Source organism: Gordonibacter sp. An230, from assembly GCF_002159915.1.
Taxonomy (GTDB): domain Bacteria; phylum Actinomycetota; class Coriobacteriia; order Coriobacteriales; family Eggerthellaceae; genus Rubneribacter.
Window position 1 is genome coordinate 35,705 of record NZ_NFJP01000020.1, and the last position, 12,588, is coordinate 48,292.

The 12,588-nt window shown below is 66.4% G+C and carries 9 protein-coding genes; all 9 read left to right on the forward strand.

Features of this window, described 5'->3' with window-relative positions:
• The first annotated feature begins 42 nt into the window (after window positions 1-42).
• The 9 genes from B5F40_RS10755 (at window position 43) to modB (ending at window position 12,547) form a co-directional block, all read left to right on the forward strand.
• On the forward strand, window positions 43-570 hold the full coding sequence (locus B5F40_RS10755) for an HdeD family acid-resistance protein (protein ID WP_087194364.1): 528 nt from the start codon (window positions 43-45) through the stop codon (window positions 568-570).
• Between the two features lie 236 nt (window positions 571-806).
• Window positions 807-2,957 carry an NAD-dependent DNA ligase LigA gene (gene ligA, locus B5F40_RS10760; protein WP_087194337.1) on the forward strand — a complete coding sequence of 717 codons (2,151 nt, stop codon included), beginning with the start codon at window positions 807-809 and terminating at the stop codon, window positions 2,955-2,957.
• 1,085 nt (window positions 2,958-4,042) lie between these two features.
• The gene (locus B5F40_RS10765; protein ID WP_087194338.1) at window positions 4,043-5,683 is read left to right on the forward strand and encodes an ABC transporter substrate-binding protein; all 1,641 of its coding nucleotides are present in this window, start codon (window positions 4,043-4,045) and stop codon (window positions 5,681-5,683) included.
• Window positions 5,684-5,835: 152 nt separating this feature from the next.
• Window positions 5,836-6,828, forward strand: coding sequence for an ABC transporter permease (locus B5F40_RS10770; protein WP_087194339.1), 993 nt, complete (start codon window positions 5,836-5,838; stop codon window positions 6,826-6,828).
• 16 nt (window positions 6,829-6,844) lie between these two features.
• Window positions 6,845-7,846, forward strand: a complete 1,002-nt coding sequence (locus B5F40_RS15985) for an ABC transporter permease (protein ID WP_204217379.1) — start codon at window positions 6,845-6,847, stop codon at window positions 7,844-7,846.
• A 10-nt stretch (window positions 7,847-7,856) separates the two neighbouring features.
• A complete protein-coding gene (locus tag B5F40_RS10775; protein ID WP_239443022.1) occupies window positions 7,857-8,984 on the forward strand; it encodes an ATP-binding cassette domain-containing protein in 1,128 nt (375 codons plus the stop codon).
• The gene (locus B5F40_RS10780) at window positions 8,977-9,582 is read left to right on the forward strand and encodes an ABC transporter ATP-binding protein (RefSeq protein ID WP_087194340.1); all 606 of its coding nucleotides are present in this window, start codon (window positions 8,977-8,979) and stop codon (window positions 9,580-9,582) included. Before B5F40_RS10775 ends, B5F40_RS10780 begins: the two co-directional genes overlap by 8 nt.
• Before the next feature lie 570 nt (window positions 9,583-10,152).
• Window positions 10,153-11,055, forward strand: coding sequence for a molybdate ABC transporter substrate-binding protein (locus tag B5F40_RS10790; protein ID WP_087194342.1), 903 nt, complete (start codon window positions 10,153-10,155; stop codon window positions 11,053-11,055).
• A 97-nt stretch (window positions 11,056-11,152) separates the two neighbouring features.
• A complete protein-coding gene (gene modB, locus B5F40_RS10795) occupies window positions 11,153-12,547 on the forward strand; it encodes a molybdate ABC transporter permease subunit (RefSeq protein ID WP_087194343.1) in 1,395 nt (464 codons plus the stop codon).
• Window positions 12,548-12,588: the final 41 nt, after the last annotated feature.

A 12,588-nucleotide genomic window follows, 5' to 3' on the forward strand; every position in this document is an offset into this window, starting at 1 on the left:
ATCCACGCGAAGCACGGGCGGTCATCTGAAGGAGCGATCGACATGGATATGGTGAAAAAACACGACGCGGGCCTCATCGTTGCGGGCGTGCTGCTCGTTCTCTGCGCGCTCCTGTTCCTTCTGGCACCGGGAATAGCGCTCGTCACGCTCACGGCCATCGCTGGCGCGGCGTTCCTCGTGTCCGGCATCTTCGACATCGTCTCCTATGTGCGCTTCCGCACGGCGATGAGGCTGTCGGGTTGGGCCGTGGCCTACGCGGTGCTCGACATCGTCGTCGGCCTCATGCTCCTCATCCATCCGTTCGCGTTCGCGGCGGTCATTCCGTGGATGGTGGGCTTTTTCTTCGCGCTGTTCGGCGTGGTGGAGATCGCAGGCTCGTTGCGCATCCGCAAAGCGGGCGTGCCGATGTGGGGCTGGATGCTGTTCTCGGGTATCGTGAGCGTGCTGTGCGGCCTCGCGTTCTTCGTCGTGCCGACCACGCTCAGCATTTTTCTCGCGGTATTCGTCCTCATGCGCGGCGCGTCCCTGATCATGTATGGTTGGAACGCTGGCAAGGTCATGATGCTGTAGCGCCCATATGCGGTGCGATCACCAAAGGCGATGCCGTCTTCCGTATGCGTTTCGCTTTCGTGGCCATCGAGGCTGCCCGACTGCGGCCTCGGCGACATGGGGCGTGTGGTGAAACCATGGGCTGACCGCTTGACGCAACGCGGTGCATGGTAGAATCGCGATCAAAACAGGCGAGGGCTCCGAAGCGTTTCGGGACCCTCTTCAAGACGGTTCCGAGGAAGACGACGGTGAGGAACATGGCCGACGAACAGCAGACGCTTTTGGGAGAGCGGGCGCTCGCCGAGGCGACGAGCGATCCGGCGGCGCGCATCGAGGCGCTGCGCCGCGAGATCGAGCACCACACCTACCTGTACTATGCCCAGGACGCGCCCGAGATATCCGACGGCGCGTTCGACTCGCTCATGCGCGAGCTGCGCGAGCTGGAGGCTGCCCACCCTGAGCTCGTGGACCCGTCGAGTCCCACGCAGCGCGTCGGCGGCTACGTGGGCGAGCAGTTCGCCCCCGTGCGGCATGCGCGGCGCATGTACTCGCTCGACAACGCCATGGACCTGGACGAGCTGGACGCGTGGATCGAGCGCGTGGCGGAGGCGTTCGGCCGCATGGTGCCCGTGGTGTGCGAGCTCAAGATCGACGGCTCGTCCATCGCCTTGACCTACGAGGACGGGCGCCTCGTGCGCGCGGCGACGCGCGGCGACGGCACCACCGGCGAGGACGTCACCGCCAACATGCGCACGGTGAAGGACGTGCCGCTGCGCCTGCGCGATGCGGCGCTGGGCAGCCTGCGCGATGCGGCCGCGCCCGTGGAGCTGCGCGGCGAGGTGTACATGCCGAAGAGCAGCTTCGATGCGCTCAACGCGGCCGCCGAGGCGAACGGGAAGGCTGCGTTCGCGAACCCGCGCAACGCCGCGGCGGGGAGCCTCCGCCAGAAGGACCCCGCCATCACGGCGAACCGCGACCTCTCCACCTTTATATACGCGGTGGCCGACGAGCGCGCGCTGGCCGTCGAGGGCCAGTGGGAGCTGCTGGCGTGGCTGCGCGAGGCGGGCTTCCACGTGAACCCCGACGTGGAGCTGTGCGAGACGCGGGAGGCGGTGCACGCGTTCTGCGAGCGCGCCATCGAGCGCCGCGAGGATCTGCCCTACGAGATCGACGGCGTGGTGGTGAAGGTGAACTCGTTCGCGCAGCAGGAGTCGATGGGCTACACGGCCCGCGCGCCGCGCTGGGCCGTCGCCTTCAAGTTCCCGCCCGAGGAGAAGACCACGCTCTTGCGCGACATCACCGTGCAGGTGGGGCGCACGGGCAAGCTCACGCCCGTGGCCGAGATGGAGCCGGTCGTGGTGGCCGGTTCCACCGTGGCGCGCGCGACGCTGCACAACGAGGACGAGGTGCAGCGCAAGGACGTGCGCGTGGGCGACACCGTCATCGTGCGCAAGGCCGGCGACGTCATCCCCGAGGTGCTGGGGCCGGTGCTGGCGCTGCGTCCGGCCGACGCCGTTCGCTGGGAGATGCCGCGCACGTGCCCGTCGTGCGGCTCGCCCGTCATACGTGAGGAGGGCGAGGTGGACTTCCGCTGCATCTCCATCGACTGCCCGGCGCAGGCGCTTGAGCGTCTTCTGCACTGGGCCAGCCGCGGCGCCATGGACATCGACGGCATGGGCGAGGAGATCGTGTCACGCCTCGTGGAGAGCGGGCGCCTCTCCGACGTGGCCGACTACTACACGCTCGACGAGGTGGAGCTCGCGCTTCTGGACATGGGCCGCGTGAACAAGGACGGCGAGCCCATCCGTCTGGGGCAGACCATGGCGAAGAAGCTCGTGGCCGCCATCGATGCGAGCCGCGCGCGCCCGTTCGCCCGCGCGCTCTTCGGCTTGGGGATGCGTCACGTGGGCAAGACCATCGCCGAGCTGCTGGCGGCGGCATACCCGTCCATCGAGGCGCTCATGGAGGCGTCGGAAGAGGACCTTGCCGCCATCGACGGGGTGGGCCCGAAGATCGCGCGCAGCGTGTACCTGTTCCTGCGCACCCCCGACAACGCGGCCGTCATCGACCGCTTGCAAAAGCGCGGCGTGGCGATGGCCGACGAGGTGGCCGACCCCGGCGAGCAGCTTCCTCAGACGCTCGCGGGGCTGACGTTCGTGTTGACCGGCTCACTTGTGGAAAGCGGCATGACCCGCGACGAGGCGGGCGCGGCGCTCAAGGCGCGCGGCGCGAAGGTGAGCGGCAGCGTGTCGAAGAAGACGAGCTACGTCGTAGCCGGCGAGGCCGCCGGCTCCAAGTACGACAAGGCCGTGTCGCTCGGCGTGCCGGTGCTCGACGAGGCCGCGCTGCTGCACATCCTGGAAACCGGCGAGGTGGCTGTGGCTTCCGATGCTTCAACGGGGGAGTAGCGCCCGCCGTTCGGATTCTGAGGACGCAGCGTCTCGGGTCGGAAACGACGGCAGGGGCCGTCCGTCTGCCTTGGCCTGAGGACCGTCCGTGCGCGGAGGCTTCGTGCTGGGGGCTCGAGTGCTGAGCGCGAAGGGTTCTGCGACCGGCCGCGGAGGGGCTTCGCGCTCAGCTCCGCACGACGTTTCGACCAGGGTCTCCGTTTCAGGATGGCGGCGCCTGCCTGCGCGTGCTTTGGCGCCAATCCGGCGCGTGCGTCCGCCCAATGTGGTACGAATCGCATCTTGTGCATGGGTTTTCGCTCTGCAGAGCCTGGTTGCGAGGTTTAAGGGCGCATGCGAGGAAATCCGATCTGGGGAAACGTTGCCGAGGTGGCGACGAGGCCCTTTGGCGCCTATGCACAAAGCGCAATTTCTGCCATCTCAGTCGCTTTCCGGTGTCGGGAAGGGGCGGAAGCGGCGGGCGGAGCGTCTCGTGCGGCCGCGGGCTCCCGTCATCGGCTCTTGGTCGACATACCGGTCCGAATCGGCTTGTCGGCTCCCGTTCCTGATCGGGATGGCGTGCGGGAAGGCCTCGCGCGTCCGCCGAGCGCGCCTCGTCGCCTCTCCTGCGCCGCCGAGCTTGCGCGATCGGCGGACATCCTTCGTTGCCGGAAGCGTTTGGGCAAGGCCTCGGGATCGATCAACTCCTGGCCGCGGCGCCCTTCCGGCGACTTCGCTCTCCCCGAAAGGCATCGCTGCGAGGGCGGCAGCTTGGATGTTCGGCTGTTGCGAGCGACGGCCTTATGCTGTTCGACGGCTTCCGTGCGATCGCTCGCGTCCGTGCGCCCTTCGGCGGCAGGCGTCCTTTGCGACCGCTCACGTACGATGCGAGGCGCGCTTGCCCGAGAATGCTGCGAGATTCAAATTCGTAACATCGAAGCATCCCTTGTTCTGCTATAGTGTGTTACGTAATGATGATTCGTAACACTTCGGGAACGCCGAGCCGGGACGGACGATGGGTTCGTTCGCATCGGAACGGGGCGGCCGCGCGCGGATCGGCGAAGGAGCCGGAGACGACGGTCGGCGCGGCGGGCAGGAGGATTCGCGTGGAGACACTTACGAGACGACAGTTCGCGAAGCTGGCTGGCGCGGGGGCGGCGACGCTCTCGCTTGGAGGCCTGATGTGCGGCTGTGAGAACGGCGATTCCGACGGCGTGGGGGCGATAGGCGCTGACGAGTCGTGGCCTTCCCAGGTCGTCGTGTCCATGACTCCCGGTTCTGAGCCACCGGCAGGCTTCGATCCGCTCGTGTCGTGGGGCTGCGGCGAGCACGTGCACGAACCTCTCATACAATCGACGCTCATCGTCACCGATGCCGATCTCAACTTCAAAAACGACCTCGCTACGTCTTACGAGTGCTCGGAAGACGGCATGGTTTGGACGTTCAAGATCCGAGACGATGCGAGGTTCACCGACGGGCAGCGGCTCACGGCACGCGACGTGGCTTTCACCATAAACGGCATCGTTGACGCGGAGGCGTCCGAATGCGATCTGTCTATGGTGAAGGAGGCTGTCGCCATTGACGATACGACGGTCAAGATCCGCATGAACAAGCCGTTCAACGCTCTTTTGTACACGCTGGCCGTCGTGGGAATCGTGCCCGAGCACGCCTACGACGAATCTTATGGGGCCAATCCCATCGGATCGGGCCGCTATCTGCTCGAGCAATGGGACAAAGGACAGCAGGCCATTCTCGTGGCTAACCCCGACTACTACGGCGAGATACCGAAGATGGAGCGCGTCGTGGTGGTGTTCATGGAGGAGGACGCCTCGCTGGCCGCAGCGCAGTCCGGCCAGGTTGACGTCGCCTACACGGCGGCGACGTACGCTGCAAACCAGCCGATGGGCTACGACTTGCTCGTCTGCTCGTCGGTGGACTCGCGCGGCATCTCCCTTCCGTGCGTTCCCGCGGGCGGCTCCAAAAGCGACCAGGGCGGCGAGTACGCCGTCGGCAACGATGTCACCTGCGATCTTGCTGTTCGTCGAGCTATCAACTACGGCGTGGACCGCGAGAGGATGATCGAGAACGTGCTGAACGGCTACGGCACCGTCGCCTATAGCGTGGGGGACGGCATGCCGTGGTCCTCGCCCGACATGCGGTGCGAGACGGACGTCGAGAAGGCAAAGCGGCTGCTCGACGATGCTGGCTGGACGGTCGGTGCGGACGGCGTCCGCGAGAGGGAGGGCGTGCGCGCCTCTCTTTCGCTGTACTATCCGGCGGGCGACTCCGTGCGCCAGGCCATCGCTGCCGAATTCGCCGATCAGATGGAGGGGCTCGGCATCGAGGTGAGCATCAAGGGAGCGAGCTGGGACGACCTCTATCCGCACCAATTCACCGATCCGGTGGTGTGGGGATGGGGGACCAACGCCCCGGTTGAGACGTACAACTTGCTTTACTCGGAAGGCTCGGCCAACTACGCCTGCTATGCGAACGCGACGGTGGACGGTTACCTTGACGAGGCGCTGGGCAAGCCGAATGTGGAGGACTCCTTCGACCTGTGGAAAAAGGCCCAATGGGACGGAACGACAGGCGCGGCTCCGCAGGGGGAGGCGCCCTGGGTGTGGTTCGCCAACGTCGACCACCTGTACTTCGCAAAGGAGAACCTCAAGGTCGCCGAGCAGAAGCCGCATCCCCATGGTCACGGTTGGTCCCTCGTCAACAACGTCGACCAATGGAGCTGGGCGTGATGCTCCTCCTTGCCGGTGGCGTCTGGAGCCGTTTGGCGGTGCGAGGGGTCGGGCCGCAGGCTCGTCCGGCAGCTGCGAAACGACGTGCGCCGACTTGCCTATGCGCTCTTCCCGTCGGCGTCTGCGGTCGCGCGGGGGCGCGGTGATCTTTTATGGCCCGTCTCGTCTTTCGCAACATGGTCAAGTTCGTCCTGCTCATGCTGGCGGTGAGCCTGGTGACGTTCGTGCTGGTGAGCGTGTCGCCTATCGATCCGGTGCAGGCGAACGTGGGTCAGGCGGCCTATGTCAACATGAGCGAGGCGAAGCGTGCCCAGCTGGCCGACTACTGGGGCGCGGACGCGCCTCTGCTCGAGCGTTACGCCAACTGGCTCGCGGCGGCCGTGCAGGGCGACCTCGGCACCTCGCTGCGTTACAACGCGCCGGTGGCCGACGTTATCGCGTCGCGCGCGCTCAACTCGCTTACGCTCATGGCGACAGCTTGGGTGGTGAGCGGGGTTTTGGGCTTTGCGCTCGGAATCCTTGCTGGTGCGAACAGGGGGCGATTGGCTGATCGCCTTGTGAAAGGCTACTGCTTTCTTCTGGCCTCGGTGCCCACGTTCTGGCTGGGGCTTGTGTTCCTGGTCGTGTTCTCGGTGCAGTTGGGGTGGTTCCCGCTTGGGTTCTCGGTGCCCATCGGCGTGGCAGCGTCCGACGTGACGTTGGCCGACGCGCTGCGCCATCTCGTGCTGCCGGCGCTCACTTTGTCGGTGACGGGGGTGGCCAACATCGCGCTGCATACGCGCGAGAAGACCGTCGATGTGCTGGAAAGCGATTACGTGCGCTTCGCCCGCGCGCGCGGCTTGTCCATGTGGGGTGTCCTGCGTCACCATGGGCTGCGCAACCTTGTGATGCCGGCCATCACGTTGCAGTTCGCTTCCATCTCCGAGATATTCGGGGGGTCGGTGCTCGTGGAGCAGGTGTTCTCGTATCCCGGCCTCGGACAGGCGGCCGTAACGGCGGGTCTTGGAGGCGACGTGGCGTTGCTCGCGGGCATCGCCGTGCTGTCGGCGGCGTTGGTGTTCGGAGGAAACCTCGTGGCGAACGTGCTGTACGGTGTGGTGGATCCGCGTATCCGCCGAAGCGAGGGGGGCGAGGCGCGTGCGTGAGAGGCTGTGCGCGCGAATGCGTCGCGCGGATCTGCCCGACGAAGCCTGCGGTGGCGGGTCGTCCTTTGCCCGCGCAGGCGGTGGTGCGCCGCGCGTCGCATCGGCCGGGCGCGCCGAGGCCGGGGTCGCCGGTGCGGTTGGACTCGCGGCTTCGCCGCTCAATTCGCGCGCGGACGTGCTGCACCTTTCGCGCACGTCGCGGGTGGGCAACCGCAGGGTCGCGCTGGCGGCTCTGGTGTTTGCCGTCGCGGCGCTCTCGGTCATCGTGGCGGTGGGGGCGCTTTCGGTCGACGCGGCCGGTGCTACGGATTTCTCGCAGAAGAACCTCGCTCCAAGCTGGGAGCATCCTTTCGGCACCGATTGGATGGGGCGCGACATGCTGCTGCGCACGTTGGCGGGGCTGTCCACGAGCGTGCTGGTGGGGTTGCTGGCGGCCGGAGTGTCGGCGGTGCTCGCGCTTGTCTTGGGCGTTGTGGCCGCGCTCGGGGGGAAGAGGGTGGATGCGGCGGTCACCTGGCTCATCGATCTCGTGATGGGGGTGCCGCACATCGTGCTGCTCATCCTCATCTCGTTCGCGTTGGGCAAGGGTTTCTGGGGCGTGGTCGTCGGTGTTGCGGTGACGCACTGGCCAAGCCTCGCGCGCGTCGTGCGAGCCGAAGTGCTGCAGCTCAAGGAGTCGACGTTCGTGGCCGTTGCCCGCAAGCTTGGCCAAGGGCCTGCGAGCATCGCTGCGCGCCACATGCTGCCCTATGTGCTGCCGCAGTTCGTCGTGGGGCTCATCCTGCTGTTCCCGCACGCCATTCTGCATGAGGCGGCCGTGACGTTCCTCGGCTTCGGCCTGCCGCCCGAGCAGCCGGCCATCGGCGTGATCCTCAGCGAATCGATGGGGTACCTCTCGGCCGGCATGTGGTGGCTCGCGGTGTTCCCAGGGCTTGCGCTGATGGCCACGGTGCTGTTGTTCGATGCGGCGGGATCGAGCCTGCGCAGGCTCATCGATCCGCACAGCGCGCAAGAGTAGGGGGCTGCGCATGGCAGAGCAAGAGCATGGACGTGCCCACGAGGCGACGCGCCACCAAAACGCACAAGTCCACCATCATCACCGACATGCACCCGTTTCGCGTCACGAGCACGGACACCACCTTTTGCAGGTGGAGGACTTGAGCGTGTCGTTTCGCATGTACGAGGAGGGCGCGCCTTTCTTCAAGGCTCGTCAGCGAGAGGTCGAGATGATCGAGGCTTTGAGCATCTCGGTGCATGCGGGAGAGATCGTGGCCGTGGTGGGCGCGTCGGGTTCGGGCAAGACGCTTCTGGCCGACACGATCCTCGGACTCTTCGAGCCGAACGCAACGGTGCGCGGACGCGTGTGGTTCGACGGCGAGCCCATGGATGCGGCCGCCCTCCAACGTGTTCGGGGGCACGGCATCTCGCTTGTGCCCCAGAGCGTGAACCATCTCGACCCGCTCATGAAGGTGGGACGGCAGGTGGAGGGCTTTGCGCACCCGGACGAGCCTCGCAGGGCGCGCCGCCGCCGTCGCGAGCGGCTCTTTGCGCGCTACGGTCTCGCCGAGCACGTGGCGCGGCGGTATCCCCATGAGCTGTCGGGCGGGATGGCGCGCCGTGTGCTCCTGTGCTGCGCGCTCATGGACGACCCGCGCGTGATCGTGGCCGACGAGCCCACGCCGGGACTCGATTTGGATCTGGCCGTACGCGCGCTCGATGATTTCCGCTCATTCGCGGACGAGGGCAACGGCGTGCTGCTCATCACGCACGACATCGAGCTCGCCCTGCGCGTTGCCGACCGCGTGGCGGTGTTCAAGGACGGGACGGTGGTGGAGGAGACGGCGGTCGCGAGCTTCGCGTCGCCGGATCTGCTGGAGCATCCGTTCTCGCGTGCTTTGTGGCACGCGCTGCCGGAGCATGGGTTTCTACCGGGAAGTCCGCTCGATGCGGATGGCGCCGTCCAGTTGCCCGGACGCTCCTCGCTTCACTGCGGAGCTCGCTTAGTGGACGATGTCTCTCGTGTCGAGCTTCAGGGCGGGAACGGCGCAGGCGCGACCTGCCCGAATGCGAGCGAACCTTCTCAGGGGGTAGGACGACGAGAGGTTCGCGACCGCAACGCGGATGAAGGGGCCGGCAAGGGAGGTTCTCGTGCTTGAGGCGCGTGACGTTTCGTTCGGGTATCCGGGGACGAAGAGGCTGCTGTACGAGGGGTTCGACCTCTTGATCGGGGCGGAGGAGCGGGTGGCGCTCGGCGCGCCGTCGGGGTTCGGGAAGACGACGCTGTGTCGCATCCTCGCCGGTTACGAGCGGCCGCTGGCAGGGGAGGTGCTGGTGGACGGCGCGCCGCTGCCGAAGCGCGGGGCGTGCCCGGTGCAGTTGATACTGCAGCATCCCGAGGCGGCGGTCGACCCGCGCATGCGCATGGAGAAGACGCTGGCCGAGGCGGGCGAGGTGTCCGAGCGGCTTCTTGACGAACTGGGGATCCGCCGTGCATGGCTGCGCCGGTTCCCGCACGAGCTCTCGGGTGGCGAGCTGCAGCGCTTCTGCATCGCCCGGGCGCTCGCGGCCAATCCGCGCTACCTCGTGGCAGACGAGATGTCCACGATGCTCGACGCCGTCACCCAGGCGCAGATCTGGCGTTTCCTCGTGGCCGAGACCGAGCGGTGCGGCATCGGCCTCGTGTTCGTGTCGCATTCCCCTGCGCTCACCGAGCGCATCGCCACGCGCGTGGTGGATTTGGCTGGCGTGTCTTGAGGGTCTTCAAGGGCGAAACGGGCGCGTTCGACTGTCGCCCGCCGCTTTTTCTCCGGGGCCGGGGACGCGGCGGGCATCGTGATTCGACTCGGCTCTCGCCATGGTAGAAAGTCAAGCTGAAGGCGAGCGGCGCATGAGCGCATCCGGGCTGCATGATTGCCCGCTTCATGCGATGCCCTCCTGGTCGGGGAGGGGGGGCTGCCATTGCGGGGCGCTCGATGCGAACCGGCGGGAGGGCATCCTTCGGTTCGAAGCGATGGGATGCTCGCGCACTTGCCCCTTCCCCAACAGGGCGCACGAATCCAACGCCAACCTCTTCGGGCTTGCGGTGAGGGAATGCGACCAGCGCCAGGAACGTTTGAATCTTCGGCTGTCGACGACTCCGTCGGCGGCTTATCCTCTGTGGTCGATGGCGAGCGGCATGGCGACAGGCGCCGTCCTCTGCCTCCGATATCTGCAATTGACTATATTCTCAAAATGGAATAATATGATTTGCATGCCCGCGGGATGCGAAGCGTTCGCCGAGCAAGCCCGCCGGGTGCCGTCGAAAGCCGTCGGGAAGGGGATCCCATGAAAAAGAGCATTCGCATCGCGCTCGCTGCCGCATGCGCGCTTGCCGTGGCGGGCGTGCTCGCGTTGGCCGGCTGCTCGTCGAGCCCGCAGGCCGAAGAGCCGCAGCAGCAGCCCGAGCAGCAACCAGCCGTCGAGGCACATGACGCCGTTGAGCTGCAGGTGTTCGCCGCGAACTCGCTGTCCAAGGCCATGGAGGAGGTGCAGGCCGCCTACATCGCCGACGGGCACGACAACGTGACGTTCGCCGACACGCAGTACAAGTCCTCTGGCGAGCTGAACGAGATGCTCGGTGCGGGCTCCCAAGCCGATCTCCTGATCAGCGCGTCGAAGGACTCGATGGACGCAGCTGAGGAGGAGGGCTACGTCGATCCCGCCACGCGCGTCGATATGTTCGTGAATGACTTGGTCATTGTGTCGAAAGAGGATTCTGGCCTCAAGGACGTGACGCTGCAGGATGTCGCCGACGGGAAGTATACTTTCTGCGTGGGAGACGAGTCTGTCCCAGCTGGCAACTACGCATGCCAGGCGCTCTCCACCGTGGGCGTGTACGTGCCCGCTGCTGACGAGGCCGGCAAGTCGGGCAAGGAGGTTTCCGGCAAAGGCGGCGAGTTCGCCGAGGGGTACGTGCCGGTGCTCGACAGCTCGGTGGGCAATGTCTGCAAGCACGCTCAGTCCGGTGACGTGGACGTGGCGTTCGTGTACACTTCCGACGTGTACCGTTTCGGCGGCGTCGAGGTGGTGGGCACCGTGCCGGCCGACACGCACAAGAACATCGTCTACCCCGGCGCGCTCACGACGAGCTGCGAAAACCCCGAGGAAGCGCAAAAGTTCCTCGATTGGTGCCTGACGAGCGAGAAGGCTCAGAAGATCTGGCAGAACTGGGGTTTCGAGCTGGCTTAAGGCGGTATGCGGTTACCGTGCGGGAAACGGAAGGCGGCGATGATCTGGAGGACGGGCGGGCGCTCGTCCTCCTTTCTCGGCAGGGGACGGAGGATAGATGACGCGCACGAGAAAGTTCATCGCAGGCTGCTGCGCCGCCGTGGCATGCGCGCTTGCGTTGGCGCTGCCGGCGGTCGCGCTCGCCGACGAGGCTCCGGGCGACGTCGATGCGCCGCGCGCGCAGGCTGCCGAGGCGTCGTCTGCGGTCGACGTCGAGGTCTCCAAGGACGGCGACGTGGCGATTGTCGAAGGCTCTCCGTTCGCGATCGACGAGTTCTCGCGTGCCCAGAAAGGCACGAACCGCGAGGTGGGCGGATCATACCGTGGCTACTCATACCTGGTGGGACAGGAGACGGGCGCGTTCGTGCAGGTGGTGGCCGCCGACGACTACGCGGTTGCCTACGTTCCGGCCGAGGCCGCCCAGCGCCTGGGCCTCGACCCTGCCGACGTCTCCGACCAGGACGTCCTCAAGGCGGTGCTCACGGCCCTCGACGCGCGCCAGGCGGCGGGCTCCCAGCCGCTCTCCGACATCGTCGATTGGCGCTTCACGAGCGAGACCTCCTACGAGGTTGACGGTGTGCGCTACGAGTTCGATCAAGAGATCGACGGAAACGTCTACCTGTTCGTGATCGGCGTGGACGGCTCGGACCTCACGCAGGCTGACGCCCCCTTCAAGCCTTCGTTCGCCGACTTCGGCCGGCTGGAGGCCTCCGACGACGTGCGCATCGTCGCCGAACCCACCGGCCTCGAGGCGGCGGGCGAGTTCTTTCGCACGCTGGATTGGAGTCCTTTGTGGGTGACGCTCAAGACCACGGGCACGGCCATCGTGTTCATCTTCGTGCTGGGGCTCCTGGCGGCGTACTTCTGCCTGAACGTCTCGCAGCGGGCGAGGAACATAGCGGACTCGCTCTTCACCATCCCTATGGTTCTGCCGCCTACGGTGTGCGGCTTCGTGCTCCTGTGGCTGTGCGGGCGCAACACTGCGTTCGGGCAGTTCTTCATCGACATCGGGTTTCCGCTCATCTTCAGCTGGCCGGCCACGGTGGTCGCCGCCGTGGTGGTGGCGTTTCCCCTCATGTACCGCAGCGCGCTCGGTGCGTTCGAGAGCCTCGACCCCAACATGCTGGATGCGGCGCGCACGCTGGGCTGGAGCGACGCGAAGATCTTTCTGCGTCTTATGTTGCCGCTGTCGTGGAGCTCCATCGCCGCAGGCACGGTGCTCGCGTTCGCCCGTGCGCTCGGCGAGTTCGGTGCGACGCTGTTTCTGGCCGGCAACTACCTGGGCGTCACGCGCACCATCCCCATCGCCATCTACTTCGAGTGGATGGGCGGCAACGACGAGGTGGCGTGGTTCTGGACGGCCGTCATCCTGATGTTCAGCTTCGTGGTGATCCTGCTCATCAACCTGTGGAGCAGTCGCACGACGAAGTATCGCAAGAAGGTTGGAGGCTAGGGTCGCGCTGGATCGGGCGTCCTCAAGGATGCCGGCGCCTT

Excerpts from the sequence above, each read along its gene's own strand:
- B5F40_RS10755 (WP_087194364.1), top strand. The coding sequence starts at position 43 with ATGGATATGGTGAAAAAACACGACGCGGGCCTCATCGTTGCGGGCGTG.
- ligA (WP_087194337.1), top strand. The coding sequence starts at position 807 with ATGGCCGACGAACAGCAGACGCTTTTGGGAGAGCGGGCGCTCGCCGAG.
- B5F40_RS10770 (WP_087194339.1), top strand. The coding sequence starts at position 5,836 with ATGGCCCGTCTCGTCTTTCGCAACATGGTCAAGTTCGTCCTGCTCATG.
- B5F40_RS15985 (WP_204217379.1), top strand. The coding sequence starts at position 6,845 with ATGCGTCGCGCGGATCTGCCCGACGAAGCCTGCGGTGGCGGGTCGTCC.
- B5F40_RS10775 (WP_239443022.1), top strand. The coding sequence starts at position 7,857 with ATGGCAGAGCAAGAGCATGGACGTGCCCACGAGGCGACGCGCCACCAA.
- B5F40_RS10790 (WP_087194342.1), top strand. The coding sequence starts at position 10,153 with ATGAAAAAGAGCATTCGCATCGCGCTCGCTGCCGCATGCGCGCTTGCC.
- modB (WP_087194343.1), top strand. The coding sequence starts at position 11,153 with ATGACGCGCACGAGAAAGTTCATCGCAGGCTGCTGCGCCGCCGTGGCA.